The organism is Megasphaera sp. UBA4382 (assembly GCF_002391155.1).
GTDB classification, from domain to species: domain Bacteria; phylum Bacillota; class Negativicutes; order Veillonellales; family Megasphaeraceae; genus Megasphaera; species Megasphaera hexanoica.
In genome coordinates this window covers 18,340-44,726 of the sequence record NZ_DGRS01000031.1, presented here as the reverse complement: position 1 = coordinate 44,726, position 26,387 = coordinate 18,340, and the positions used below count along the sequence as shown (strand labels likewise).

The window sequence follows — 26,387 nt, the reverse complement described above, 5'->3', positions numbered from 1 at the left end:
GACTTCTGGCGGATTAGGTTAAAAGCCTAGCTTTTCATATTCCAGCTTCGGGAAGAAATACCAGGTCACATCGTGATTGTCTTCGGGGCTGATGGCGATATGGGCAAAATGGCTGCCCGGAGCCGCGCCGTGCCAGTGAATGACGCCGGGCGGGCAATAGACGACATCGCCGGGATGCATGACCTGGACGGCACCGCCTAAGGTCTGCGTATAACCGATGCCGTCGGTGGCAATTAGAATTTGTCCTGTCTTATGACTATGCCAACGATTGTACGTCCCTTGCGGGAACGCCGTTATTTAAGGTAACATATTCCATGATATAATCTCCTCTCGCGTGACTTTTAAAAGCAACCATTATTCCTGAAAATGAAGGGGCATCTGGGCGTAGCTTTCTTCCAGAGAATCACTGGGGTGATAGTAGCGCTTCGTGCCGTCTAATTTGGCGATTTCCTGCATTTCGTCTTCCGTCAGGGCAAAATCGAAGATATCGAAATTGGCCCGGATATGGTCAGGGTTCTTCGAGCCCGGGATAGTGATGATATCCATCTGGACAGCCCAGCGGAGGATAATTTGTGCTGGGCTCTTGCCGTATTTTTCCGCTAATTTCACGAAGACCGGTTCACGCTGCAGGCCGGCGTCGCCGTGGCCCAGGGGATACCAGCCCATGAGCTTCGTGCCGTATTCCTTGAGACGGTCCATCTGAGCGTGATGGGCGTAGTACGGATGGGCTTCCAGCTGGATGACATGAGGCTTGATGGCTGCCGCTGCCAGGAGTTTTTCCAACTTAGCATCGTGGAAATTGGAAATGCCCAGAGATTTGGCCTTACCTTCGCGATAGGCTTTTTCGAGCTTTTCGTAGCCGGCGAGGAAATTGCCGGCCGGCTGATGGATGAAGAGGAGGTCGACGTAATCGAGCTGCAGGCGTTTTAGCGTATCGTCGACAGCGCTTTCACTTTCATAGACCGTCGGCCAGAGCTTCGTCGAGATGAAGAGGTCTTCCCTCTTGACCAGCCCTTCATCGACAGCCCGGGCTACGGCCCGACCGACAGCCGTTTCGTTGAGATAGCCGTTGGCTGTATCGATCAGTCGGACGCCGGAGCGGATGCCTTCATAGACGGCGTTTTCCGTATCTGCCAGGCTGAGCTGGAAATTGCCGAGACCGAGAAGCGGCGCTTTGACGCCGTTGCTTAAAGTTGTATATTCCATAAGAATCTTCCTTTCTAAGTGCTTACCAATCTATTTTTCTACTTTCGAACCGCCAAAAACGTCGGACATGTCGATTTGTTCCAACGTTTTATCGATGCGGCGGACTTCATCCTGCGTGAGGACAATGTCGGCGGCGCCGCCGTTTTCCTTGAGGCGGCCCAGGTTCATCGTACCCGGGATGGGGACGATCCAGGGCTTTTTGCAAAGCATCCAGGCCAGGGAAATCTGGGCCGGCGTGGCATTCTTCTGGTGAGCCAGTTCCTGGATCCAGTGGATGAGTTCCTGATTCTTTTCCATATTCTTTTCCTGGAACTGGGGCATGATGCTGCGGTAATCCGTTCCCTTTTCGAAGTGGGAATGACTGTCATAGCGGCCGCTGAGGAGGCCGTTAGCCATCGGTGAAAAGGCGACGAGGCCGACGTTCAGTTCTTCCAGGACCGGGAACATCGGTTCATACCAGCGGGCCATCATGGAGTAGCGGTTCTGTACAGCCGTGACCGGGCAGACGGCGTGGGCCCGGCGCAGCGTATCGGCGTCGACTTCAGAGAGGCCCCAGTGGAGGATTTTCCCTTCTTTGATCAGGTCGGCCATGACGGAGGCGACTTCTTCAACAGGAACTTTCGGGTCCTGACGGTGCTGATAGTAGATGTCGATGTGGTCCGTCTGCAGGCGCTGCAGCGACGCGTCGACGGACTGGCGGATGACCGCCGGACGGGCATCGGTAACAATGGGTTTGTTCGTCGCCGGCGAGTCCAGGTCGAAATGGATACCGAACTTCGTGCCGATCTGGATGCGATTGCGGAAGGGCTTAAGCGCTTCGCCGAGGAGCGTTTCGTTGGCATGCGGATTGTCCGGCGTGCCGTAGACTTCGGCCGTATCGAAGAAGGTGTAGCCAAAATCGACGGCCTGTGCGAGCAGTTCGGTCATTTCTTTTTTATCTCTCGGTTTGCCGTAGCCGTGGCTCATGCCCATGCAGCCAAGGCCGACAGCCGATACGGTAAAGTCTTTTCCTAAGGTACGAGATTTCATGAATGTCTCTCCTTTATAAATAAAACGTAGAGCATTTTTTGTTTCATTGCTTCTTACAGCTCTTATCATACGGCAGGATGCTGGTAAAGTACAGTTCCGGTTCGTTAGAGCAGTATAAATTAAACGCATACTGAATCTTTCAAAAAAACCTCTTCTGTGCTACACTGACAGAAGAGGTGATACGATGTTTGAACTCAATCAACTGGAACAATTACTGACCGTCGCGGAGTGCGGCACTCTTTCGGCAGCGGCCGAGAAACTCCACCTGTCTCAGCCGGCCCTGAGCCGTTCTATGCAGCGCCTGGAAGCCGAGCTCTCCGTGCCGCTCTTTAGCCGGCAGAAAAATAAAATCGCTCTCAATGAAAACGGCCGGCTCGCCGTCGCCTATGCGCACAAAGTCGTTCAGGAAGCACAAGAAATGAAAGAACGTCTCGTCGCCCACGAGCGGGCACGGCATACGATTCTCATCGGCTCCTGCGCACCGGCGCCGCTCTGGCGTCTCATCCCCCAGCTCTCGGCGTCCTTTCCGGAGATGACTATCGCTTCAGAAATCCGGGATCTGACCCTACTCGAAGAAAAGCTGCACGACCAGAGCTACCAGCTCATCGTCCTGCCTTATGCTCTCGATGAAAAAGGCCTCACCTGCGTCAAAATCGGCCAGGAACATCTCTGCTTCACCCTGCCGCCGGCCCATCCCCTGGCCAGTCGGAAAGGGCTGCACCTAACGGACGTCAACGGTGAAACTATGCTCCTGCGGCCGAACCTGGGGTTCTGGGGCCCCATCGTGAAGCAAGCCATGCCGGAGACAAAATTTCTGATTCAGGAAAACGAAGCTTTCAATGAACTCGTCAAATTCTCCGTCCTCCCCTCCTTCGTCACTGACCTCAGCCTGCGCCGCGAAGGACCGCCGCCGGACCGCGTCGTCGTCCCCATCGCAGACGCCAGCGTCCAGGTCACCTACTACGCCTGCTTCTGGGAAAAGACAGAGTGGAAGCTGAAAAAGGCCCTCACCGCATAACGCGGCAAGGGCCTTTTTCGTCGTTCATCGTAGGTCGTTCATCGTTCATTGTTTGCGATTCGGGCTCGCTGGCGCATCGCAATGTTTTTACTACAAACTGCAAACTATAAACTATCTCCCTCGACGAACGAACTACGATGAACGGCTTTTACTTCCTCAATCCAATCATCGATGTCCTGTGCAGCTGTCACCAACTTACTGCCGCCGGTCGAATCGAACTGTACCGCCAGCGACGGACCGAAAGACGCGTCCCGGCAGGCCTTTTCCATATCTTTCAGCGTATGGCCGGGCCAGCCGCCGTGGGTCTGGAAAAGGATGACCTGCTTGCCGCTGAAATCATGATCCGCCCAAAAAGACTTGACCGCCGGCGCCATCGTATACCACCAAGTCGGCGTACCTACGGCAATGACGTCATAATCCGCCGGATCATACGGCAGGGCCTTAATTTCCGGCATGAAGCCGCTGTTCACTTCCCGCTGGCCCTGAGCCACGACATCGTCATATCTGCCTTCATAAGGATGAAGCGTTTCAATTCGTTCCATGTCAGCGCCGGCAACCCGCTGCAGCTGAGCCGCAATCTTCGCGGTATTCCCATTGCTCCAACTATAATAAACAATCAGCATCTTCTTCATCGTCATGCTCCTTCATTCCGAAAACCAAAAGCCTTAATTCTTTACAGTTTCATTGTAACAAGCGATAAGTCAATTACTCCCGACTTTAGTCGGGAGTAGTTGACAGTCGAAATAGCCGTCAGCAATGACTTTTTTAGACGTAAAACACGTTCCCTTCCCTTACATGGCCTGCCGGAAGATATCCCTGATTTCGTCTTTGGTCAGGACTCGATAGCCGCCGTCGAGGATCAGCGTGCCGTTTACGAGGTCGTCGAGCATGTCTTCTGTCGCACCGAGTTCTTTGATGTGGAGCACGAGGCCGAGTTCCTGCATCCAGGTCTTCATGCGTTCCAGGCCGGCTGCGGCGATTTCTTCATCGCTCATGCCGTCGGCATCGACATTCCATACGGCTTTGGCGAAGCGGACGAATTTCGGCAGACCGTTTTTCATGATGAAGCGGTAATACGGCAGGGACACGGCAGAGAGCGTCATGCCGTGCGTGGCATTCGTGCAGGCGCCGACGGCCTGGCCCAGCATGTGGACCATCCAGTCCGTCGATTTCCCCTTGGCGATGAGCGTGTTCAGAGCCCAGGTGGCGTCCCACATCAGATTGGAGCGTGCTTCGTAATCCGTCGGATCGACGACGGCTTTGCGGCTGGCTTCGATGACATTGCGCATGAGGCCTTCGGCCAGATAGTCGCTGGTATTGTCGTCTTCACCGGAAAAATACTGTTCGCAGATGTGATTGAAGATGTCATAGATGCCAGCAGTCATCTGATATTTCGGCAGGGTCATGGTGTAGACCGGATTCATGATGGAAAAACGGGGCATGACGCTTTCGTCAGCAAAGACATGGCCAATCTTCAGTTTCTTTTCCGGATAGGTAATGACGGAACCGGCGTTCATTTCAGAGCCCGTGCCGACCATGGTCAGGACATCGCCGACAGGGACGATGCTGCACGTCGGTTCTTCAAAGCGGATGAAATATGTATCCCACGGGTCTTCGCCGCAATGTACGGAGACCGCCAGTGCCTTGGCATAGTCGATGACGGAACCGCCGCCGACGGCAAGGATAAAGTCCACGCCGTGCTGCCGTGCGATATCGATGCCTTCGCGCAGCTTGTGGATCGTCGGGTTCGGCATGACGCCGGCGATTTCTGCCACGTCTTTGCCTTCGTCCTGCAGGATTTTGACGACGTCGTCATAAATCCCGTTCTTCTTGATCGAGCCGCCGCCGTAGACCAGGACGATTTTCTTACCGTATTTCTGCAGTTCGCCGTGGAGGTTTTCCAGTGCATCTTTGCCAAAATAGAGTTTCGTCGGATTGCAGTATGTGAAATTCCCTAACATGAGTCTTCTTCATCCTTTCTGTAAATACCAGAATCAATTCATTTCATGCTCTTATCTTACCAAAAAAAGTATGAAATGTAAAAAACTTATATTTTATATCCGGAAATACGTAAAAAGCATTGCCAAATGGACAGACCTGCCGTATACTAAACAAAAAAGAAAGGAGTGTGTTGCCATGGAATTGCGGACATTACACTATTTTCTGGCCGTCGCCAGAGAAGGAAACATGACCGGAGCCGCCAATATGCTGCACATCACCCAGCCGACACTATCACGACAGATGGCCGACCTGGAAAAGGAGCTAGGTAAACAGCTCTTCATCCGGACCAACCGCAATACCCACCTGACAGAGGAAGGAATCCATCTCCGGCAGCGGGCCGAAGAAATCCTGTCCCTCGTTCGCCAGACTGAAGCCGAAATCAACAATGATCAGCTGGAACTGACTGGCTGTATCCGCATCGGTGCCGGGGAGACTCCGGTCATTCATTTCCTGACTGATGCCTTTGCCAGGCTGCATAGTCAGCATCCCGGTGTCACGTGCGAACTCTTTACGGGAAATGCCGATACGGTGGAAGAACGACTGGTCCATGGTCTCATCGACTTTGCCCTGTTCATCGAGCCGTTCAATCCGGAAAAATACGAATACCTCCGTCTGCCTGAAACCAATACGGTCGGAATCATTACCCGCAGCGACAACCCCTGGGCAAAACTCCCGGCCATTACACCGGACATCCTGAAGGATATCCCCCTGCTCACGTCTTCACGGACAGCAACGGCTGCCTTTGATGTCCGTACCTGGTCCGGAGGACAGGTGACAACGGAGGACCTGCAGATTGTCGGACGCTTCGATCTCATCGCCAATGCAGCCCAGCTTATCCGGACAGGTATTACCAGTGCTATCGGCATCAACGAGTTTTTCCAGCTCCAGACACCCGATCTGGCCTTTGTCCCCCTGAAGCCGGCCGTCTCCTTTTCCTGTCTCGTAGTCTGGAAAAAATACCAGCTTCTCACCAAACCATGCGAAGTCTTTTTACGACTGCTAAAGGAAAGCTGTCCACATACGGATACAGAGAATACATGACGCAATGAATTATGATATAATAAAACAAATATGACAAGGAGAAGATAGCTATGATGATAAAAAAACTGATTACTTTTGAAGACCTGGGATTCGTTCAGTGGGGCGTGCTGGATACCGAAGAAACAGGAGTATACAGCGCTATTGCCTTAGAAGAGGCGTTCTTTACCCCTCTTCCGGAAACATTGGCAGAATTTATCCAGCAGGGAAATGAAGGCCTGCTGGCCCTGGCCGATGCCCTCGAACAGAACGAAAAGACCCAGGCCGTGAAAGCCAAACCGCTGGCCACGGTACACATTCTGGCCCCGTTGCCGCAGCTTACGAAAAATATCTTCTGCGTCGGTGAAAACTATGCCGAACACATCGAAGAATTTCATAAGAAAAAACTCGATTCCCTGCCAAAATATCCCCAGTTTTTCACCAAAGCCCCGACCTGCGTCATCGGGCCGGAAGATACCATCGATTCTCATCCGCAGGTAACGAAAGAATTGGACTATGAAGGAGAACTGGCCGTCATCATCGGCATCAGCGGCAAGGACATCCCCGTCAGCGAAGCCATGAATCACGTCTATGGATTTACCATCATGAATGATGTAACCGCCCGTGACCTGCAGCGCAATCACGGCCAGTGGTTCCACGGTAAAAGCCTCGATACCTTTGCCCCCATGGGCCCCTGCATCCTGCTTCGCGATGCTGCTCCTGATACGTTTACTATCGTGACCAAAGTCAATGACGAAGTCCGCCAGGATGCCTCGACAGAAGAATTCATCTTCCCCATTCCGTCGCTCATATCCACCCTATCCCAGGGCACGACACTCCAGCCCGGTGATATCATTTCGACGGGTACACCATCAGGTGTCGGCGCCGGCTTCAAACCGCCCCGCTACATTCATTCGGGAGACACTGTAGAAATTTCCATCTCTTCCATCGGTACATTGAAAAACACGGTAAAATAAAGGATTGTTTCCAGTATAGAAAAAACAGTTTGCCCTGCTATACTCTTCTGAATTACATATGAGAACTCAGATTATAAAGGCCACCACTAAAAAAGCCAGCCATAACGCAATTGTGTTGCGTTATGGCTGGTTTCTTTTTGTCTGTTCTATTTTCGTTATGCAGACACGTACTACTTATCCATTCAGACGGGACAGGATTTCCTGAATCTGTTTCTTCATTTCCTGGTTTTCTTTTTCCAGGGCATCGATTCGTTTATCCTTGGCTGCATCGTTCGCTTTAATAGCCGAGATTTCTTCAGCCTGATCATGGATTGTCTGTGCCATTTCAGCCTTGCTGACGCCGTTGTATGCGGAGCCTTTGCCAATCTTAAAGGAGACACCGGCATTGAAGCCCGGGTCGCCATTGCCAAGAGAAATGCCCATGTTGACCATGGTATTGGCATTCGGCTGATAGAAGGCACCGACAGCGGCTGCATTGGCGTTATGGTAATGGCCGTAACCGACGGCGAAGCTGGCTTTATCAGCCGGGTCGAAATCGAGCGGATGGAGAGCCGCCAAAGCATTGCTGCCGGCTGCCGCTCTGTTGATGTTCGTATCCAGACGGCTATAGGCATTGTTCATATCGCGGTAAATCTGCTGTGTATTGGCACTGGTAATACCGTTGACATAGCCGACATTTGCCGCACTGGTCAGATCTTTGCCATCTGTCATGACTCCTGTGATGACGCGGCCTGTAGTATTGCCATCCTTATCCTTTCCGCTGACATCAATCTTCGTAGCCGTGCTGTTGCCACCAATCTGGATGGTGTCACCCTTGGCGTTCGTGTGTATGAGGTCACTCGTCGTCTTGAGGCCCGAATCCAGAGCAGACAGGTTCTGACCGACTGTATTGTTACTCTTGATATAGGAACCATCGCTATCGACATGGACTTCCTTATAGAGCGTATCACCAGAAATCAGGTTGCCATCGTCTTTGGCGACTTTACCGTTATTGTTGGCAGAGATTGTATAGGTCTTGTTGCCCGTCGTTTCATCCACTTTGCCATCAACGGTAATTGCCGTACCGGCCTTAATCTGCACGGCATCCTTCGACAAATTCTTGATGACCGTCTTACCGGCATCTGTGATATTGGACAGATTCTTCAGATTCGTGATGTCGCCAGCATTCTTGGTGATGTTCGTCGTGTTCGTATCAACCTTCTGATCTACCTGCCAGAGCTGACCGCCGTTGACAGCATCCGTACTGTCTTTTTTAACAGAGCCATCCTTGACATTGGTAATAGTCGTACCGCCTTCACCGCCCAGGCTGATTTTTGACTTGCTGGAATCATCATATTTCACGGCATTCTGATTAAGCGAACTAATTGAATTATTGATGTTCGTGATATCATCGGCATTTTTCTTGACCTGCGTATCCAGTTTGGTCAGATTATCCGAAATAGAGGTAGATTCTTTCGAATCAATGTAATTGTACTTTTTCGTTTCATCCAGTTTGCCAATCTTGCTATCGAGAGCCGACAGATTTGCACCCGTAGTCTGATTTGTCTTCACATAGTTGCCATCTTCCTTAGGACGGACTTCATTATAGACGGTATCACCCGTTACCAGCTGGCCATTATTGGCTTCAATTTTACCAGTACCGATAGCCTTGCCCCAGGCATTTTCATTTGTAGTCTTTTCATCATCAGATGCCGGAGTCTTGCCATCTTCACCTTTCAGATTAGCCCCAATGTTGGATGCATCGATATTGGCTTTGTTATTCAGACCATTATCACCACTGATCAATTCTGTCTTGGCATCATTGACCATGTTCTGAACATCGCCGATGTTGGCGGCATTGCCTTTGTTCTGGTCTGTAACGGTATATTTGCCATTTGCATCTTTTTCAATGCCACTGCCTACATGGGTAATCTTATTGCCGCTGACATTAACATCGCCGCCGGAAATGGTAGTCGTGCCATCAGCACCAAGAGTAATCTTAGCGCCGGTGGTTACATCCTTGCCGTCAACCTTAGTCGTCGTCTGATTGCCGATGGACGTGATGCCCTTCAGGTCTTTTGCCAGCTGGACCTTCAGCTGACCCTTATCCGTGCTGTTGACACCGATGTTGCCTTCCGTCAAGTTCCTGCTGTCTGCACCACCAATGATATCGAGAGTGCTGTTGAGCTTCTTGTTAATGACAGTCGTATCATCACCCTTGAATTTCAGGCCGTCTTCCATGGTAGCTACCTGATATTCACCGGCACCATCTGTGTAAACGATACGGGTCAGGCTCGTTCCATCCACACCATTTTTACCGTTGACACCATTTGCTCCATCATAGCCGTTCTTGACGGTGATATCAATGGAAGCACCATCCTTGCCGTTCGTCCCGGCAGGGCCTGTCAGGCCGATATGGCCGACACCATCTTTACCAGCTTCACCTTTCGGGCCGGTAATGGTGACACCATCTTTGCCCGGTGTACCATTTTCACCATCCAGACCGCGGACGGTGATACCGTCGGAGCCGTTCAGGCCGATATGGCCATCCCTGCCGTCGATGCCAATCTTACCATCTTCGCCGTCTTTGCCCGGCTTGCCGATACTGATGTCCTTAGCCAGCTTCAAATCATACGTAACCTTGCCATTTTCATCCGCGGATTCATGGAGCAGGATGTTCTTGCCAGCATAGACGTCTTCTTTCGTCTTTTCATCTTTTGTACCAGCTGACGTACCACCTTCTACGGTCAGAGCCGTATGGGAAGCACTGGCATTTTCAGCTTTTGTATTGATGTCATTATAGACCTTCTGCAAATCACCAAGGTTAGCTGCATTCTTCAGAGCATCGCCGGTTGCTGTAGCAATCGTAGCATCTTTACCTTTTTCATCTTTGGCACCATCGAGAGCACTCTTTACATTGGTGATAGTCGTGCCACCTTCACCGCCCAGCGTGATTTTTGACTTGTTGGAATCATCATACTTCACGGCATTCTGATCAAGTATTATACCATAAAGTGTTATTTTGTTACAGTTTTATCGATTATTTTTTATTTAATATTATTTTTTTATTTATATTATTTATATTTATTATTCATGATTCTTCCAGATAGACATCATGGTATTATAAGAAACGTACAAAAAACGCATAGAATATAAAAACGCCTCAGAAAGCCATGTCACTTTCTGAGGCGTTTTCTTTACCTTACATATATCAGATTTTGCTGAGCGCCTGATCCATGTCAGCAATGATGTCGTCAGCGTGTTCTATACCGATGGAGAACCGGATCATGCTGGCCGAGATGCCACATTTTTTCAGTTCTTCCGGCGGATAGGCCCTGTGGCTTGTCTTGACCGGATAGGACAGGGTCGTCGAGAAGCTGGCCAGGCTCGGTACAAATTTGATGTACTGGCAGGCAGCAATAAAATCTTCTGCTCCTTTAGCACCGCCGGCAATGTCGGCACTGACCATACCGCCGCACATGCCATCGGTAAACTGGGAGACAGCCCGGTCATGATAGGGAGAACTTTCAAGACCTGCATAATATACTTTTTCCACCTTGGGATGCTGTTCCAGGAATTGCGCCACTTTCAGTGCATTTTCACTATGCTGGCGGACACGCAGCTCCAGAGTGCGCATACTGCGCGTCAGGAGGAACGAGTCAAATGGGCTCAGGAGGTCACCGTACAACGTAGCATATTTCTGGATATTGGCAATATCCGCCGCACCGGCACAGACGGCACCGCCTGTGAAATCACTATGACCGCCCAGGTACTTGGTGGCACTGTAGACGACGATATCGGCACCCAGTTCCAGCGGCCGGCAGACGACCGGTGTAGCAAAGGTATTATCTACGACGAGTTTGCATCCGTGCGCATGAGCAGCAGCTGCCGCTTTGCGGATATCCGTAACTTCCATGAGCGGGTTGGCTATCGTTTCCGTATAGACGAGCTTCGTATTCGGTTTGATATGAGCTTCAATATCTTCCGTATCAAAATCGACAAAATCAACGGTTACACCCCACCGTGGCAGTTCATTGGCAAAATAATCGTAGACACCGCCATACAGAACCGGCGACGATACGATATGATCGCCACTTTTCACATTGCTCATGATAGTCGTAATGATGGCAGCCATACCGGCACTGAAAACGATAGCCCCATCGGATCCTTCGGCAGCCCGCAGCACATCCTGAGCCGCATCAAGGCCCGGATTTGCCATGCGGCTGTACACATAACCGGATTTTTTACCTTCATAGACACTGTCCAGCGTAGGCACATCGTCAAAACTAAAGACACTGCTCATGTAAATAGGAATGACTTTGGGAACCGATACCGATTCCGCTATTTCTTTGGCCAGTTCATGTTCCCCCGCCCGGCACAACTTGGTTGTAAGATGACTTGTACTCATGACTATTCCCCCTCATCAGGCACTATATAGATAAAACCGATGTGACAGTACCACATATTTTTAAGTATCTATTCAGTCTGTCCATCATACATTCATTGACCTGCCTATGCGGTTATAGTATCATAAAACGAGTTACTTTACTAATAAAAATTATTTCATCAGTAATAGGTATTATCTATTATGTAATGAGGTGCACTATGCGTCTACAACAGTTATTATACGTAAAAGAAATCGCCCGCTGCCGTTCTATGAATCAGGCAGCCGTCCGTCTGTACATATCCCAGCCCAGTCTGTCCGAAGCCATACGGGACCTGGAAAAGGAATTTGGCATTACGCTCTTTGACCGATCCCGCCGTGGGGTGAGCCTGACGGCAGAAGGCATCGAATTTTTACAACTGGCCGATAAAGTCCTTGCCGATGCCGACGAACTGCGCAACCATTATCTCATAAAAAACGATGTGACACGGCTCCACCTGCAGATATCCTGCCAACATTATGCTTTTGTCATCGATGCCTTCATCCATTTTCTCCATACTTTTCAACAGGAACGCTACACCATTTCCCTGAAAGAAACGGAAACCATTACGGCACTGGAAGACGTATACTTAAAAAAAAGTGCCTTCAGTATCGTTGCTATCACTGAAGAAAATAGCCACTACATCCATCAGGTACTGGACAAATGGGGCCTGTCATTCCACGTATTATGCCCTGTCATCCCTCACGTATTCATGAATATCCATCATCCCCTGGCCCAGCACCAGACGGTGACACTGGACGATATACGACCTTATCCACTGATTCAGTATGCCCAATCCGCAGCTACGAGATACGCCGACGAAGAACTGGTCACATTGAAAGATCATGACAAAATCATCTATTCATACGACCGGGGGACGACCAACAACCTTCTGGCCAGTACGGACTGCCTGAACATCGGCACGGGCTGCCTCATCCCGGCAGTCATGCCATCGGCCATCACCGCCATTCCCTTGTCAGGTCTCACCGTACAGGCTCAGATTGGTTATGTACAGCTCCATGCACAGCCATCCAACGAAATCATCAATGCTCTCATACAGGGCATCCAGCAATCACTAAAGACTTACAATCCGGGCAGATAATGCTGATATCATTCCTCCAGCAACTTTTCTAATTTCATCTGACAGGCCTTCAGGTCTTCCCTTTGCCGTTTCACGATTTCCGTATGCGTCGTTTCATTTTGTTTCATACGATGAAGCAGCATTTCCGACTGGGAAGTGAAAGCCAGCATCTGTTCCTGAATTTGCCGCCGTTTTTCCTTTAGCTTAGCTATCCCTTTTTCCACTCGCTTGTAATAATTATACCAGCAAAGAGGCCCTTTGGGGCCTCTTTTGCTTAAAAAATGGGCTCAGATAACTGAGTCCATTTTTTTAGATGAGGCTATTATGTTACAGCCCCCTTTTTGATGTTGTCTGAAGGCCTTATCTTTTTATTTTCAATCCATCATGAAAGGCCTGGCCTACGACGGGGCCAATCAGGCGATAGGTCATGGTGGAAATGTCAAAGATGATGGGCTGCAGTTTGTCGTAATCGATTTTGCCGTCAGTCAGAACCGATTCATCAGCCTGCTGGGCTACGATTCTGCCTACGAGAATGCCTGTGTTGTCATCATAGCTGGTGCATTCACATTCAAGTGTGACCGGAAATTCTTCGATAATCGGGGCATTGACATGAAGGCTCTTGTGGACGTGGCAGCCTGCTTTTTCTATCTTATTCACCTTGTTGCCCGTTTCTACGCCAAAGTAATCGGCAATGTCCACCGTATCTTTCGTTGCGAAGGCTACCGTAAAGGCCTTGGTGTGCTTGATGTTGTCCGTCGTCTTGTGCTTTGCCAGAAAGAGCGTGATTTCACCGTAATCCGACTGGGAACCCCAGGCCGCATTCATGGCATTGGGTACACCCTTTTCATCATATGTTCCGATGATGAATACCCCTTCCGGCGCGATGCACGCCTTCTTCCCTTCAAATTCTACACTCATCAGATATACCTCCTTATCAGTTATTCTTTACTTAGTATACACTATCTGACCACCTGACGGGAAGACAGGCCTCTGCCCGTACAAAATCTGCTCGATTGACAAACCACATTTTTGTTCTATACTAATAAGCAGAATGTCATCGTCAAACGACCACATGAAGGGGTACACCACCTTGGGTGTAATCTTTCGTGCGGTCGTTTTTTTTAGTCAGGAGGTCATATATATGAAAAAAGAATCTCAAATGCAGCGCGGCCTGAAGAATCGTCATCTTCAGATGATTGCTCTTGGCGGCGCTATTGGCACCGGTTTATTTTATGGGTCGGCATCGACGATTTCCCTGGGCGGCCCATCCATCATCGCAGCCTATCTCATCTGTGGCATCGTCATTTTCCTCATCATGCGCATGTTAGGCGAAATGGCTGTAGAAGAACCCGTATCCGGTTCCTTCAGTTACTATGCCAACAAGTATTGGGGCTCTTTTCCGGGTTTTATGCTGGGCTGGAACTATTGGTTTTCTTACGTCATCATCAGCATGGCTGAATTGACAGCTGTCGGCATTTATGTCCATTACTGGCTCCCGGACCTGCCCCAGTGGATCACAGCTCTTGTCTGCCTCATCGCCATTACCTGCCTCAACCTGGTCAATGTCCGCGCTTACGGTGAAACGGAGTTCTGGATGTCCTTCATCAAGGTAGCCGCTATCATAGGCATGATTTTTCTCGGGGCCTGGCTTATTGCTCAGGACAGCCGGCCATTTCCGCAGGATTTCAGTAATCTTTGGGCCTATGGAGGCATTTTGCCAAACGGAATCTGGGGGTTCTGTCTGGCTATGGTAACGGTCATCTTTTCTTTTGGAGGCGTCGAATTAATCGGTATCACCGCAGGAGAAGCAGAAAATCCCGAACGCTCCCTGCCCAAGGCAATCAATCAGATTATCTGGCGCATTCTCATCTTCTACATCGGTACGATGGTCGTCATCATGAGCCTCTGGCCGTGGAATCAGATTGGCACGCAGAACAGCCCTTTCGTCCAGATTTTCACCAATGTGGGCTTTCCGTCTGCGGCGAATCTCCTCAATTTCGTTGTCCTGGCGGCGGCCATTTCCGTCTATAACTCGGCAATTTACGGCAATTCCCGCATCGCCTATGGACTGGCAGAAGAAGGTCATGCCCCGCAATGGTTCAGGAAGCTGTCGGCCCGGGGTGTACCAGTCCACACGCTCTGCCTGTGCTCGGGCCTTACCTTGTTCGTCGTCGCCGTAACCTATTTCTTCCCGGGAAAAATTTTCATGTACTTCCTGTCCCTTACAGTCGGCGCTACTATCATCAACTGGGTCACCATCATCGTGACGCACTTGAAATTCAAGGCCTACCGCCAGAAAATGGGCAGGACGACGAAATTTCCGTCTCTCTGGTACCCGGCAGCAGACTATTTCTGCCTTGCCTTCCTCTGCTTCATCGTACTCATGATGACCCAGATGCCGGACATGCTCACAGCCGTCCTCATCATGCCTGTCTGGCTGGCTATCCTCTGGTGCTGCTGGCGCCGTCTGTCTCCTTCGCCAATGCCGACATACACCAGGCAAAAGCCTTAGCACAACGCTGACCCGTATGCTGGAAATGATTTCCTTTGTTCCATTCTAACGTGGTTTGGATATGGGGCATCGTTTCCAGATGCGCATACTGCTGACGGATACAGCCTCCTACCGTCGCCATGATGGGATTTCGCGTCCGTTCTTCTCTATCACCCAGACTCAGATATACGGCTTTCGTCATTGGCTGCTGCTGCCTGGCATAGTCCAACCAGCCAGGGAACCAGACGGAGGGGGAAGCGGCAGCAACAGCTGAAAAGATATCGGTCTGCCAGCCACTCCACAAAGAAAAGAGAGCTGCCAGAGAATAGCCCCCTAATATGACAGGCACTTCGTCAGACAAGTGAAATTGTGTTCGGACAGCTGGCAGAAGTTCATTTTCTACAAAATACAGAGTTCCCGCCGCGCCGTGCCCGAAGTCATCCGGTCCAAAAACAGCCGGACTATCCCAGGGAGATAATTCCCCGTTCCAGTCCACCACAGGAAATGCCACAAATACGAAGGGCAATTGAGAGGCTTCGGCAATAGCTGTAACCTGCTCATCCAGCACTTCCCGGTCGTGGTCATCGACAGGCTGGACCAGCATATATGCCGGCTTGCCTGTCGAATACAAGAGACAGTCTCTACCGTCAATAGAATATATCGTCTTGTCCAAGAAATTCACCTTCCTTATCGTGTTCATGCTATTTCAAGTCATGGTATGAAAACGTAAACAAAATGGGACAGTACTTATTTTATCTGTCCTGGTTGTTTGTCATGATTTCTCGTGTTATAATAAGCACAAATTCTATAATCATGAGGTGATCATTGTGAAGAGGAAACACTTTGCATCCATTTTAGCCATCACAGCTATGCTGACCAGTTTCACCATGACGGGAACGATTGAAGGGGCCAGCCGGGCTGAGCTGGCAGCCATCCACGTCAATAAAGCAGGAAACTTCCAGTACTGGAACCGCGATTCCGCCGCTAAGGAAAAACTGGTATCATATGTAAAGGATGTAACCAATCCGAAGAGTCCTCATTTCATTCCCGTAGAACACCGCCTGGCCGTCTTCGATATGGATGGGACTCTGTTAGGTGAACGGACGCCGTCCTACACAGATGGTGTATTTTATGCTGACCGGGTCCTTCACGATCCGAACTGTCAGGTATCGGCAGAAGATAAAAAATTTGCCCAGGACTATTGGGATGCCATTTCCCAGCGCAAGCCCGTTCCACCGGAAATCGACAATAATTTGTACAATAAACTATATGCCGGACTAGCCGGAATGACGCCGCAGTCCCTGGACACCTATGCGCAGGGATTCATGAAAAAGCCGGTCATCGGCCTGACCAACCTGACCTATGGCGAAGCCTTTTATATGCCTATGGTAGAAGTCATCTCCTATTTGCAGTCCAATGACTTTACGTGTTACATCGTCTCTGCTTCGGACCGTCCCCTCGTCCGCGCACTGACCCGCGATGTCATCCATATCCGTCCTGATCAGATCATCGGTTCGGATCCACAGATTGTCGCCAGTCATCAGGGAAATACAGACGGCGGTTCCTACCAGATGACATACGAAGATACCATTCAGTACGGTACGCTGGACCGGGTAAATGAAAAGATGAATAAAGTATCCTCCATCGTCCGGGAAATCGGAATCCAGCCGGTCCTGGCCTTTGGCAACAGCAGCGGCGATTATTCTATGTTCCGCTATACCTTAAAGGATAATCCCTATAAAGCAGAAGTCTTCAATGTTCTCTGCGACGATACGCAACGTGAATACGGTCGTCCTGAACGGGCAGAACGGGATAAGAAGACATCCGACGAAAATGGCTGGAATACCATTTCCATGAAAAATGATTGGAAAACTATCTACGGGGATAATGTAAAGAAAACAAATTAAAAAACTTCAAAATAAGGAAAACTGGCATAGAACATACTCTACATGTCCCATGCCAGTTTTTTTCATGCTCCCGGCAGATTCAATCAGAACATAGTATTGTTATTTTCTGCTTTTTCCGGAATATCCTGGATAACGTCCCAGTGCTCTACGATTTTTCCATCTTTGACACGGAAAATATCGACTGCCGCCTGCCCCCGGTCCGAAGCATTCAGCGTAATATGGTTATGGATGAACACGAGGTCTCCATCAGCACCGATATGCTTGATGACTGCTTTACTTTCTGGAAATTCCTTAAGGAATCCCTGAATACCATCTTCGAAAGCCTGGCGTCCATCAGCAAAACCCGGGCTATGCTGGATATAGTTTGGAGCTGTCATGCTGTCGATGACAGAAGTATTGTGCTTATTGAATACTTGATTCCAGAAATATTCGACCATCTGCTTGTTATTTTTAAACGCCGGCATCTTATCCGCAGCAAAGGCAGGACCGGCGGACATAGCTGTAACCAGGCTCAGCCCCAGTATCAGGGTCATCATTTTCTTCATTTTTTTCATCTTCATAAAAGTTCCTCCTCATTCATGTTTCTTCATTTCATCCTGCATCTCTAAAAACAACTCTTCTAACGTGACTTCCTGCATCTGCTGCAACAACAGCTGCTTCCATGCATCAAGATGCCGGTCTAGTACTCCTTTGATTGACTTTCCGACAGGACAGTTCGTATTCGGATGTTCGTGCATATGGAACAGGTCTTCTGTAGAATCCTCTACGGCTCCAAAGATATCCCTCACCGTGATATCTCCAGGAGCTTTTTTAAGGCAGGCACCGCCAGTCCCTCTGCGAATCTCGATAAACCCGGCTTTCTTCAGGAGCTGTAGCGTCTTGCGTATATTGACTGCATTCACACCGGTCGTATCGGCAAGGACTTCAGATGTTACTTTCTCTTCTTTTTCATATTCTTCCAGATACAGCAGGATATGGATGGCCACGGTCATACGGCTGGAAAATTTCAACAGGATCACCTTTTTTTCATTTGTTGTTGTCCGAACGGCTACATCTTATCATACTTTCGTTGTATTGTAAAGAGCAACAACTAAAATATATGATACGTAATCCGCCTGCTCCCTGCTCCAATACCAAAAGACGTCAGGATGACGAAATCGTTGGACGATAAAAGGCCCATCATCATGTGATGAGCCCATTTCTATTACTATTTCCGTTAATATTTCAATGCATAGTCCAGAACGCGCCGGACGTTGGCTTTTGTTTCTTCAAAGCTTTCTCCCGGCTGGGCTTCATATAATTTATGGAAGCCGTCGAACATGCTGGGATCGTAATAATACTGATGACCAGCCACCAGGTCCGGATGCTGGGTTTCTTCAATCCAATCTATTTCTACTTTCCCATATTCCGGGTTTTCTGCAATCAGATCTTTCAGTGCCTTTTTGGCATTAGCACAATACGGGCAGCCTGTCAGATAAAAAGCGGTAATTTTTTTCATATCGTACACACTCCTCCAATGATATATTTGTAAGCAGGATTTCCGCCCTGCCTGCAGGGTAAACAAACGTTTTTCGTTGTGTTTTATAATACTACTATAGCATAGTTGATATGAATTTTCCACAAAAAAATAATTAGAAAAACCGGAGCCGTCTCACCATGACAGCTCCGGTTTTCTTACATTACATTCTATATGCGTTTTTACGCTTCTTCTGTTTCAGCTTTTTTGTCGGGAACGACTGCCTTGTAAATCAGACCGACGATGAATCCGGCTACGAGGAACGGAATCCAGTCCATACCGAGGGAATGGAGAGGCAATCCCTTGAAGATGGCATCAATCGGTCCCAGCGGAATCTTAGCTGTCTGCAGGCCCGTTACGAGAGCCGGTACAAAAGTGAAGATTGTCGAGCAGACCCATACACAGCGGCGGCCGCCGAACAGGTTATGTGTAAAGGTAAGAATAATGTTGGCAACGACCAGAGGATATACGAACATCAGGACCGGGATAGCGGCGACGATGATGGTCTTCAGGCCGGCAGTTGCAACTGCAAAGGATGCAATGGTAAAAATGGTAACGTAATTCTTATAGCTCGTCTTGCCGATGAGCTGATGGAAGTACGCTGCACAAGACGTAATCAGACCGATAGAAGTGGAAAGACAGGCCAGGAGTACGATGACTGCCAGCAGCAGAGCGCCGCCATAGCCGAAGAGAATCTGAGCACTCATAGAAAGAACAGGAGCGCCCGTTTCCTGCATGGAAATGGCCTGTACGGACTGGGCACCGAGATAGGCGACGAAGACGTAGACGAAAGCGAGCAGCGATACGGCCAGGCCGCCGGCTTTGAATACTTCATGGGTAATTTCTTCTTTCGTCGTAGCACCGTCTTCTTTGACGAATTCGATGACCAGGATGGCAAATACGAAGGCTGCGATGGCATCCAGCGTATTGTAACCATCGATAGCACCCTGTGCCAGTGCAGTAGTTGCCGTAGCATAAGCCGGCAGTGGCGGCTGGGGAACACCCATAGGCGTAATCAGGGATTTTACAATCAGAGCCAGAATGGTGAGCAGCAGAGCCGGTGTCAGGACCTTGCCGATGCGGTCAACCAGTTTAGCTGGGTTGATGGAAAGCCACCAGGAAAATACAAAGAATAACACCAGGAATGCCCACATGATTGGCTGGGAACCGCCGCCATCGAGAAGCGGGCGGACGGCAATTTCATAGGAAACCGTCCCCGTTCTGGGGATAGCAAAGGCAGGACCAATAGCCAGATAGGAAATGACCGTGAAGAAAATAGCATATCTTTTATCTACACGATTCATCAATTCCTGCAGGTTGCTGCAGCCCGAATAACCCATAGCCAGTACACCCAAAAGCGGCAAGCCTACACCGGTAATAACAAAACCAGCAACAGCGTACCAGACGTTCGTACCTGCTGCCTGACCCATGGATGCAGGGAAAATAAGGTTACCGGCACCAAACCATAAGGCGAATAACATTAAGCCAATTGCAATCGTTCTATTGCCCTTTTTTCCTCCCATACGTCAAACCTCCTTACTTATAAGAACAGATAATATAGAATAATAACAACATACCAGAAGCTCTGCTTCATTTATTGTTTGTCTCATTCTACCATAAATTTTTAAAGTTATCTACCCTTATAAGTAGCAAATTTGCATATTTAACCTTATTTTAACTTTGCTTTAATCTTCATTTAATTTAAATGTGAAATTTTTCCTTTATAATGTCTGAAACGATATGTTAATATGATAATATTGCCAGATTTCTTATTGTTATTCTTAAAATAATTAACTTTTATTTTTTAAGCATGCTTTTATTGTCTCTACGACATACTCATTCTCTTCCCTGCTGCGGACAGCCAGGCGGATGTAGTAGGAATCCAGCCCCGGATAGTTGCTGCAGTCACGGATGAGGATGCCCTGCTCCTGCATGTGTCCGGCCAGTACCGTCGCTGTCAGGCCCGTCTGTCTGATATGGCATAAAATGAAATTGACCGACGGCTGACATATTGTCACTCCGGGAATGCAGGACAACATCCGGCTCATCCAGTCTCTTTCTTCTCTTACCAGTGTCCGTGATGCTTTTTGATATGCCGTTTCTGCAAGGGCTTCTATACCGGCAGTCTGAGCCAACGTATTGACGTGCCACACATCCGTCTGCTCCATTAATCCCTGTATAACTGCTTCGGGTGCGATGCCGAACCCCAGCCGCAGACCGGGCAGAGCATAAAATTTCGTCAGTGAATGGATGACAAAAACCTGACCGGACTGGCTGGCAAAGTCTGCCACAGTGAAATCCGGACCATCGTCGAGGAAATCAAGAAAAGATTCATCGACAATGACAAACTGCCCTCGTTGTACCGCCCGTTCGAGAAAGGAAATCAATTTCTGCCGTCTGATGAGATTTCCCGTAGGGTTATTGGGATTGCCGAGGACAATGCAATCAGCATCTTTGACCTGACTTGCTATAGCAGTCAGATCAGGCTGAAACGCTTTATCTGCTTCCAGATAAGCATATACAATCTCTGCCCCGGCAGACCGGGCAGCCCGTTCGTATTCACTGAAAGCCGGAACGGGAATACAGACGCGCCGGAAGTGGAAATGATGAAAATACAAGTATAGCAGTTCCGCTGCCCCATTTCCAGGAACGATAGTTTCCACAGGGAGATGATAAAACCGGGACAGAGCTTCCCGCAGGGCCGTGCAATCAGGATCCGGATAGTGAATGACATCGTCCAGATGGGACGATATGGCATTGCGGACGCCTTCAGCCAGACCCAAAGGGTTGATATTGGCACTGAAATCCAGTACAGGCCTGCCGCCTGCATGGCGGTATATATTTCCTCCGTGTTCAAAGGGACGGATCATACAGTCACTCTTCTTTCTCTATGTCCATAGTACCACTGATAAGGGGCACCACATCTAGTAAGGTATAATCAGGGAAGCGGGCTGTCAATTCGGTCATGCACTGCTTCACTTCAGAAACAGGCATGAAGGAAGGAAATAATACGCCACACACTGTACCGCTGTGAGCCGCGTTAACGCCTAAAGCACCCATTTCCCGGCAAGCCTGTATCAGCTGGGGCAGGGCTGGTTTTGGCAATATATTCTGATGAGCCAGGGCACTCATCGTCGCCGCCTCTCCAATCTGCTCTTCCGTCGGCTCCTTGTCGAGAAGGGAGAGCGCAGCCACAGCCGGAGCTGTATGGTACGGCATGGTTTTATCCCACTGGTGGTGAAAGGTCTGCGTATCTACCGTGCCACCCGTATCCAGTATGGCAACGTTCATGGGCGGGACCGGTCCATACGACCGGATGATATTGCCACGACGGTATTGAATCAGCGAAAGTCCCCGGGCAAAAACGCCGTCTGTCGGATCTACACGAGCCGCCAGATGGCCTACGTCCTGCTCACTCAGTGTCCTGCCACAGGCACAGGCCACGGCCTGTATCACTGCTGCTACATCGGCACTGCTCGAGGCCATACCTTTTCCCCGAGGAATGGACGAAACAAGTTGCAGATGATAGGGAAAGGACGAACAGTGCAAATATGATAACGTAAGATTCACGGCTTGTGCTGCCTTTGGCGGGAGCCGTGAAAAGCCCGGTTCGTCAGATACAACAGCAGTGCTGAAAATCGGAACCGGACAGGTCAGAAGGAAGGGCGTCCCATGACAGACGCCCTGTACCAGTTCCCCACAGGATCCGGGAACACGGACGCGTATCACCATAGCCCCCTCCCTGCCCAGCACAAAATGGCAAGGGCTGCTCCCATCACTGTTACGGTATACATGAGTTGCACTGCCCCGCGGATATGACGGGCTTTGAGCGGCTGTCGCGCATCTCCCATGTAGGCCCGGAAGGTCATCTTGCCGAAATAGGAATTATACCCGCCAAGACGGATGTCCAGCGCCCCTGCAACAGAAGCTTCGGCATAGCCGCCATTGGGACTGGGATGCTTTGCGGCATCGCGGCGCATCATGCGCCAGGCATTTCTATAATCCAGTCGCAGGAGGAAGGCTGCCATGACAAATAACAGGCCCGTAATCCGCGCCGGAATAAAATTGCATACATCATCCAACCGAGCTGCCACCCGGCCAAAATAGAGATATTTTTCATTCTTATACCCCAGCATGGAATCCATCGTATTGACGGTCCGGTAAAGCAGCGCCAGGGGCAGACCGCCAAGGGCATAGAAAAATAGCGGGGAAATAATTCCGTCCGTCGTATTTTCTGCCACCGTTTCTACCGTCGCCCGCACAATTTCTCCTTCATCGAGCTGGTCTGTATCGCGTCCTACGATCCAACTAACCTTTTCCCGGGCAGCACCGAGATGATGATGAGCGAGGAAGGTATAAATTTCCCCTGCCGCACTGGCCAGACTGCGTGGACAGATAGTAAAGCTCAGGAGCAGTGCTTCTACGCCTGTCGTGACATAGACGTTTCCCAAAATATCGAGTCCCCAGTACAGGATGTACAACACATTAAACACCACGAGGAGAACCAGAAGGACAACAACCATGCCAGCCGTCATCTGCATAAGCGGTCTGGCCTGTCTGGAATAAAAGAGATGGTCCAGCCAGCCGATGAGTTTTCCTATGAGGGCCACCGGGTGGAGACGCGTACGGGGATCACCAATCAGTGTATCGATTATAAATGCTGCCAAACATGTCATCATAAGCCACTATCTCTCATTATCCGTAATATTGTATCCATATCGAGATGCTGTGCCGTCACCGCCGCCAGACGGTCATAACTGCGTTCTTTTTCCGCCCGGTAATTGCGCTGTACCGGAAGAGGCGCAAGCCCTTTGTGACGGCGCAGGATATTAATCATATCCCGGCGGAACGGGTCATTGTCAAAGAGACCGTGAATATACGTACCAAAGACAAGACCATCTTCCCGGGCCGTCCCCACCGTAAGTGAGCAATCCCTGCCCGAACGCTGGCAGACGACAAACGGTTCGACAGCACCGGGCGCCACGTCAGTCTGACCCATGTGAATTTCGTATCCCCCAAGTCTTCCGGCCTGCAGTGTTTCTCCCATGAAAGAAAAGGGACGGCACAGGGCCTGTACCTGATAGGTCTGTTTCCAGTCGGCAAAAGTCGTCGTAACCGGCAGCAATCCCAGGCCGGCTATTTCCGGAAAATCTGATTCTGTATGATGCGGGTCATAAATAGACTGTCCCAGCATCTGATATCCTCCGCAAATGCCAATGACGGGCGTCCCCTTTTTCACCTGCAAGGATAAACAACCGGCCAGTCCCGATGCCCGGAGCCAGCGCAAATCTTCGGTCGTATTCTTACTGCCCGGCAGTATGATGACATCGGGATTTCCCAGCTCCTCTACCGTACGGACGTAGTACAGCGATACATCCGGTTCTTCCGCCAGGCTGTCAAAATCAGTGAAATTAGAAATTTTCGGCGTCTGGATGACAGCTATCTGTACATCTCCTGTCTGGGGAACGCGTGGTTTGTCATCGAGAGAAACCGAGTCTTCCTCATCGATTCCCAACTGCTCTATATAGGGTATGACGCCCAGGACCGGTTTTCCCGTCTTTTGTTCCAGAAAATCCACGGCCGGCGTAAACAGGGATATATCTCCCCGGAATTTATTAATAATCAGCCCCTTGACCAGGTCCCGTTCCTCCGGTTCAAGCAGTTCCAGCGTACCTACCAGTGCTGCCAGAGATCCGCCACGGTCGATATCGGCCACGAGCAGGACCGGTGCCCGGAGATACTTTGCAACGCGCATATTGACGATATCATGGTCCCGGAGATTGACTTCGGCCGGGCTGCCCGCTCCTTCAATGACAATCGTGTCATACTGCTGTTTCAGCTGCTCCAGAGCCGCTGTAACAGCGGAAAAAGCACGGAGTGAATACCCTTTATGATAGTCCCGGGCAGACATATTCCCAATTGGCAGACCATCGATGATGACCTGGGAACAGCTGTTTCCCGTCGGTTTCAACAGGACCGGATTCATATCGACCGAGGGTTCCAGTCCGGCAGCTTCAGCCTGGGCTACCTGGGCCCGCCCCATTTCCAGTCCCTGACGGGTCACGTATGAATTGAGTGCCATATTCTGTGCCTTAAAGGGGACGACCTGCCGTCCCATGCGGTAAAAAATACGGCATAACGCCGTCGTCAGGATACTTTTGCCTACGTGGGAACTCGTCCCCTGGAGCATAATATATTGTGTCAAATCGATTCACCACCTCTAAAGTGTAAGACATACACCATTATTATAAAGAAAACCTGCCGGAGATACAACCTCAGGCAGGTTTTGATTTGTTTATACTATGTGTGGTCTCAACCGGGCCTTATCCTGTTATTAGAGGATGTAATGGCTCAGATCAACATTTTGTACGACATCGTTCAGTTTATCCGCTACGAAGTCTTTATTGACGATGATATGCTTCGTTTCGATATCCGGCGCTTCGTATGCAACGTTTTCCAGAATTTTTTCCAGAATCGTATGGAGGCGGCGGGCGCCGATATTTTCCGTTTCCTGATTGACACGATGGGCATATTCGGCAATGGCATTGATACCGTCATCTGTAAATTCGAGAGTCACGCCATCAGTTGCCAAAAGTGCCGTATACTGTTTGACCAGAGATTGATTCGGTTCCGTCAAAATGCGGCGGAAATCATCGACTGTAAGCGACTGCAGTTCGACGCGGATAGGGAACCGGCCCTGCAATTCAGGGATAAGGTCGCTCGGCTTGGACACGTGAAAGGCCCCGGCGGCAATAAACAGGATATGATCCGTCTTGACCGGACCGTATTTCGTGTTGACCGTAGCCCCTTCGACGATAGGCAGAATATCCCGCTGTACGCCTTCGCGCGATACGTCCGGACCGTTGGAACGGCCTTTTTCTGCAATCTTATCGAATTCATCGATGAATACGATACCAGCTTCTTCTGTCGCTTCGATAGCTTTATCGACGATGACATCCATATCCAGACATTTTTCCAGTTCTTCTTCCTTGAAAACTTCCCGTGCCTTGGCAATGGTCATTTTTTTCTTCTTTTTCTTCTTCGGCAGGATACTACCCAGCATTTCCTGGAAATTATTCGTTAGTTCTTCCGTCGAATTGCCTGTCAGGATACCCTGGATAGTCCGTTCCTGTTCGGCTACTTCCACTTCGATTTCCCGGTCATCCATCTTGTGCTGGCAGATATCATCGAACATCTGCTGACGGCGGCCAGACATAGGTTCTTCCAGCTGTTTGGGCACATCTTTTTCTTCCCCTTCATCGTCGGAGGAAAAGAAGACATCCATCGGGTTGGGGACCTTTTCGGTCACACTTTTCTTCTTCGGCCACAGGACCTGTAAAATGCGCTTATTGGCTTCTTCTTCGGCTTTCTGTTCATAACGCTGGCTTTCCTGTTCCTGTACCATACGGATAGCATTGGTAACGAGGTCGCGGATAATCTGTTCCACGTCCCGGCCTACATAGCCTACTTCTGTATACTTCGTCGCTTCGACTTTAATAAACGGAGCCCCTACCAGGCGGGCCAGGCGGCGGGCGATTTCCGTTTTGCCTACGCCGGTCGGCCCGATGAGCAGGATATTCTTGGGAATGATTTCATTCTGCATATCCTCGCTCAGCCTTTTGCGGCGCCAACGGTTGCGCAGGGCAATGGCGACGGATTTCTTGGCTTCACCCTGGCCAACGATGTATTTATTCAGTTCAGCGACAATCTGCTTTGGCGTCAATTCGATTTCGTTCATGCT

Annotated in this window: 25 protein-coding genes; 6 read left to right on the top strand and 19 right to left on the bottom strand. The window is 49.9% G+C overall.

All coding sequences use genetic code 11. The features are described from left to right. Positions 1-18: 18 nt before the first annotated feature. From B4H10_RS03775 to B4H10_RS03765, 3 genes are read right to left on the bottom strand one after another with little or no spacing between them, the layout of a single operon-like run. Entirely contained in the window at positions 19-297 is a 279-nt protein-coding gene (locus B4H10_RS03775; RefSeq protein ID WP_170088118.1) for a cupin domain-containing protein, read from the bottom strand. Positions 298-354: 57 nt separating this feature from the next. Next, positions 355-1,206: an aldo/keto reductase gene (locus tag B4H10_RS03770; protein WP_292018205.1), complete on the bottom strand. Its 852-nt coding sequence runs from the start codon at positions 1,204-1,206 to the stop codon at positions 355-357. A gap of 30 nt (positions 1,207-1,236) precedes the next feature. After that, positions 1,237-2,235: an aldo/keto reductase gene (locus tag B4H10_RS03765; RefSeq protein WP_292018204.1), complete on the bottom strand. Its 999-nt coding sequence runs from the start codon at positions 2,233-2,235 to the stop codon at positions 1,237-1,239. 184 nt (positions 2,236-2,419) lie between these two features. On the opposite strand from B4H10_RS03765, the gene B4H10_RS03760 reads away from it, so the two are divergent. Next, entirely contained in the window at positions 2,420-3,253 is an 834-nt protein-coding gene (locus B4H10_RS03760) for a LysR family transcriptional regulator (protein ID WP_292018203.1), read from the top strand. Positions 3,254-3,357: 104 nt separating this feature from the next. Here B4H10_RS03760 and B4H10_RS03755 read toward each other — a convergent pair whose 3' ends face one another. After that, positions 3,358-3,885 (bottom strand): flavodoxin, encoded by a 528-nt coding sequence (locus tag B4H10_RS03755; RefSeq protein ID WP_292018202.1) that lies wholly within the window; start codon positions 3,883-3,885, stop codon positions 3,358-3,360. Between the two features lie 159 nt (positions 3,886-4,044). Continuing rightward, a complete protein-coding gene (locus tag B4H10_RS03750; protein ID WP_292018201.1) occupies positions 4,045-5,214 on the bottom strand; it encodes an iron-containing alcohol dehydrogenase in 1,170 nt (389 codons plus the stop codon). Positions 5,215-5,389: 175 nt separating this feature from the next. Here B4H10_RS03750 and B4H10_RS03745 point away from each other — a divergent pair, with 175 nt between their 5' ends. Both B4H10_RS03745 and B4H10_RS03740 read left to right on the top strand, forming a co-directional pair. Beyond that, complete coding sequence (locus tag B4H10_RS03745; RefSeq protein ID WP_075582264.1) at positions 5,390-6,295, top strand: LysR family transcriptional regulator; 906 nt, start codon at positions 5,390-5,392, stop codon at positions 6,293-6,295. 50 nt (positions 6,296-6,345) lie between these two features. Further along, positions 6,346-7,248 (top strand): fumarylacetoacetate hydrolase family protein, encoded by a 903-nt coding sequence (locus tag B4H10_RS03740; protein WP_292018200.1) that lies wholly within the window; start codon positions 6,346-6,348, stop codon positions 7,246-7,248. Positions 7,249-7,422: 174 nt separating this feature from the next. Here B4H10_RS03740 and B4H10_RS03735 read toward each other — a convergent pair whose 3' ends face one another. Both B4H10_RS03735 and B4H10_RS03730 read right to left on the bottom strand, forming a co-directional pair. Next, positions 7,423-10,212 (bottom strand): YadA-like family protein, encoded by a 2,790-nt coding sequence (locus B4H10_RS03735; RefSeq protein ID WP_292018199.1) that lies wholly within the window; start codon positions 10,210-10,212, stop codon positions 7,423-7,425. A gap of 226 nt (positions 10,213-10,438) precedes the next feature. After that, positions 10,439-11,635, bottom strand: a complete 1,197-nt coding sequence (locus B4H10_RS03730) for a trans-sulfuration enzyme family protein (protein WP_070807778.1) — start codon at positions 11,633-11,635, stop codon at positions 10,439-10,441. Positions 11,636-11,832: 197 nt separating this feature from the next. Between B4H10_RS03730 and B4H10_RS03725 the strand changes: the two genes are divergently transcribed. Continuing rightward, positions 11,833-12,753, top strand: a complete 921-nt coding sequence (locus B4H10_RS03725; protein WP_059077249.1) for a LysR family transcriptional regulator — start codon at positions 11,833-11,835, stop codon at positions 12,751-12,753. An 8-nt stretch (positions 12,754-12,761) separates the two neighbouring features. On the opposite strand, the gene B4H10_RS03720 is transcribed toward B4H10_RS03725, so the two are convergent. After that, complete coding sequence (locus tag B4H10_RS03720; protein ID WP_083237138.1) at positions 12,762-12,956, bottom strand: hypothetical protein; 195 nt, start codon at positions 12,954-12,956, stop codon at positions 12,762-12,764. A 136-nt stretch (positions 12,957-13,092) separates the two neighbouring features. Continuing rightward, a complete protein-coding gene (locus B4H10_RS03715) occupies positions 13,093-13,650 on the bottom strand; it encodes a flavin reductase family protein (RefSeq protein WP_075582259.1) in 558 nt (185 codons plus the stop codon). A 223-nt stretch (positions 13,651-13,873) separates the two neighbouring features. Here B4H10_RS03715 and B4H10_RS03710 point away from each other — a divergent pair, with 223 nt between their 5' ends. Further along, the gene (locus B4H10_RS03710) at positions 13,874-15,244 is read left to right on the top strand and encodes an amino acid permease (RefSeq protein WP_292018198.1); all 1,371 of its coding nucleotides are present in this window, start codon (positions 13,874-13,876) and stop codon (positions 15,242-15,244) included. Here B4H10_RS03710 and B4H10_RS03705 read toward each other — a convergent pair. After that, positions 15,174-15,896, bottom strand: coding sequence for an alpha/beta hydrolase-fold protein (locus B4H10_RS03705; RefSeq protein ID WP_292018197.1), 723 nt, complete (start codon positions 15,894-15,896; stop codon positions 15,174-15,176). The genes B4H10_RS03710 and B4H10_RS03705 overlap by 71 nt on opposite strands. 154 nt (positions 15,897-16,050) lie before the next feature. Between B4H10_RS03705 and B4H10_RS03700 the strand changes: the two genes are divergently transcribed. Further along, the gene (locus B4H10_RS03700) at positions 16,051-17,130 is read left to right on the top strand and encodes a haloacid dehalogenase-like hydrolase (protein WP_292018196.1); all 1,080 of its coding nucleotides are present in this window, start codon (positions 16,051-16,053) and stop codon (positions 17,128-17,130) included. An 83-nt stretch (positions 17,131-17,213) separates the two neighbouring features. On the opposite strand, the gene B4H10_RS03695 is transcribed toward B4H10_RS03700, so the two are convergent. The 9 genes from B4H10_RS03695 to hslU all read right to left on the bottom strand — a co-directional run bounded on the left by B4H10_RS03695 (position 17,214) and on the right by hslU (position 26,384). Further along, positions 17,214-17,690 carry a nuclear transport factor 2 family protein gene (locus B4H10_RS03695; RefSeq protein ID WP_292018195.1) on the bottom strand — a complete coding sequence of 159 codons (477 nt, stop codon included), beginning with the start codon at positions 17,688-17,690 and terminating at the stop codon, positions 17,214-17,216. A 12-nt stretch (positions 17,691-17,702) separates the two neighbouring features. Continuing rightward, entirely contained in the window at positions 17,703-18,140 is a 438-nt protein-coding gene (locus tag B4H10_RS03690) for an Rrf2 family transcriptional regulator (RefSeq protein ID WP_292018194.1), read from the bottom strand. A gap of 206 nt (positions 18,141-18,346) precedes the next feature. Continuing rightward, on the bottom strand, positions 18,347-18,628 hold the full coding sequence (locus B4H10_RS03685; RefSeq protein ID WP_059077245.1) for a thioredoxin domain-containing protein: 282 nt from the start codon (positions 18,626-18,628) through the stop codon (positions 18,347-18,349). A gap of 200 nt (positions 18,629-18,828) precedes the next feature. Further along, positions 18,829-20,169, bottom strand: a complete 1,341-nt coding sequence (brnQ, locus tag B4H10_RS03680; RefSeq protein WP_292017851.1) for a branched-chain amino acid transport system II carrier protein — start codon at positions 20,167-20,169, stop codon at positions 18,829-18,831. Between the two features lie 267 nt (positions 20,170-20,436). Continuing rightward, positions 20,437-21,516, bottom strand: coding sequence for a threonine-phosphate decarboxylase CobD (cobD, locus tag B4H10_RS03675; protein WP_150824482.1), 1,080 nt, complete (start codon positions 21,514-21,516; stop codon positions 20,437-20,439). Positions 21,517-21,520: 4 nt separating this feature from the next. Further along, positions 21,521-22,378, bottom strand: coding sequence for a GHMP kinase (locus B4H10_RS03670; RefSeq protein WP_292018193.1), 858 nt, complete (start codon positions 22,376-22,378; stop codon positions 21,521-21,523). Further along, entirely contained in the window at positions 22,372-23,322 is a 951-nt protein-coding gene (gene cbiB / locus B4H10_RS03665) for an adenosylcobinamide-phosphate synthase CbiB (RefSeq protein ID WP_292018206.1), read from the bottom strand. The genes B4H10_RS03670 and cbiB overlap by 7 nt, the downstream gene beginning before the upstream one ends. Next, positions 23,322-24,851 carry a cobyric acid synthase gene (locus B4H10_RS03660; RefSeq protein ID WP_292018192.1) on the bottom strand — a complete coding sequence of 510 codons (1,530 nt, stop codon included), beginning with the start codon at positions 24,849-24,851 and terminating at the stop codon, positions 23,322-23,324. The genes cbiB and B4H10_RS03660 overlap by 1 nt, the downstream gene beginning before the upstream one ends. A gap of 129 nt (positions 24,852-24,980) precedes the next feature. Next, on the bottom strand, positions 24,981-26,384 hold the full coding sequence (gene hslU, locus B4H10_RS03655; RefSeq protein ID WP_113856022.1) for an ATP-dependent protease ATPase subunit HslU: 1,404 nt from the start codon (positions 26,382-26,384) through the stop codon (positions 24,981-24,983). Positions 26,385-26,387: the final 3 nt, after the last annotated feature.

Excerpts from the sequence above, each read along its gene's own strand:
- B4H10_RS03770 (WP_292018205.1), bottom strand. The coding sequence starts at position 1,206 with ATGGAATATACAACTTTAAGCAACGGCGTCAAAGCGCCGCTTCTCGGT.
- B4H10_RS03765 (WP_292018204.1), bottom strand. The coding sequence starts at position 2,235 with ATGAAATCTCGTACCTTAGGAAAAGACTTTACCGTATCGGCTGTCGGC.
- B4H10_RS03760 (WP_292018203.1), top strand. The coding sequence starts at position 2,420 with ATGTTTGAACTCAATCAACTGGAACAATTACTGACCGTCGCGGAGTGC.
- B4H10_RS03755 (WP_292018202.1), bottom strand. The coding sequence starts at position 3,885 with ATGAAGAAGATGCTGATTGTTTATTATAGTTGGAGCAATGGGAATACC.
- B4H10_RS03750 (WP_292018201.1), bottom strand. The coding sequence starts at position 5,214 with ATGTTAGGGAATTTCACATACTGCAATCCGACGAAACTCTATTTTGGC.
- B4H10_RS03745 (WP_075582264.1), top strand. The coding sequence starts at position 5,390 with ATGGAATTGCGGACATTACACTATTTTCTGGCCGTCGCCAGAGAAGGA.
- B4H10_RS03740 (WP_292018200.1), top strand. The coding sequence starts at position 6,346 with ATGATGATAAAAAAACTGATTACTTTTGAAGACCTGGGATTCGTTCAG.
- B4H10_RS03730 (WP_070807778.1), bottom strand. The coding sequence starts at position 11,635 with ATGAGTACAAGTCATCTTACAACCAAGTTGTGCCGGGCGGGGGAACAT.
- B4H10_RS03725 (WP_059077249.1), top strand. The coding sequence starts at position 11,833 with ATGCGTCTACAACAGTTATTATACGTAAAAGAAATCGCCCGCTGCCGT.
- B4H10_RS03715 (WP_075582259.1), bottom strand. The coding sequence starts at position 13,650 with ATGAGTGTAGAATTTGAAGGGAAGAAGGCGTGCATCGCGCCGGAAGGG.
- B4H10_RS03710 (WP_292018198.1), top strand. The coding sequence starts at position 13,874 with ATGAAAAAAGAATCTCAAATGCAGCGCGGCCTGAAGAATCGTCATCTT.
- B4H10_RS03695 (WP_292018195.1), bottom strand. The coding sequence starts at position 17,690 with ATGAAGATGAAAAAAATGAAGAAAATGATGACCCTGATACTGGGGCTG.
- B4H10_RS03685 (WP_059077245.1), bottom strand. The coding sequence starts at position 18,628 with ATGAAAAAAATTACCGCTTTTTATCTGACAGGCTGCCCGTATTGTGCT.
- brnQ (WP_292017851.1), bottom strand. The coding sequence starts at position 20,169 with ATGGGAGGAAAAAAGGGCAATAGAACGATTGCAATTGGCTTAATGTTA.
- cobD (WP_150824482.1), bottom strand. The coding sequence starts at position 21,516 with ATGATCCGTCCCTTTGAACACGGAGGAAATATATACCGCCATGCAGGC.
- B4H10_RS03670 (WP_292018193.1), bottom strand. The coding sequence starts at position 22,378 with ATGGTGATACGCGTCCGTGTTCCCGGATCCTGTGGGGAACTGGTACAG.
- cbiB (WP_292018206.1), bottom strand. The coding sequence starts at position 23,322 with ATGACATGTTTGGCAGCATTTATAATCGATACACTGATTGGTGATCCC.
- hslU (WP_113856022.1), bottom strand. The coding sequence starts at position 26,384 with ATGAACGAAATCGAATTGACGCCAAAGCAGATTGTCGCTGAACTGAAT.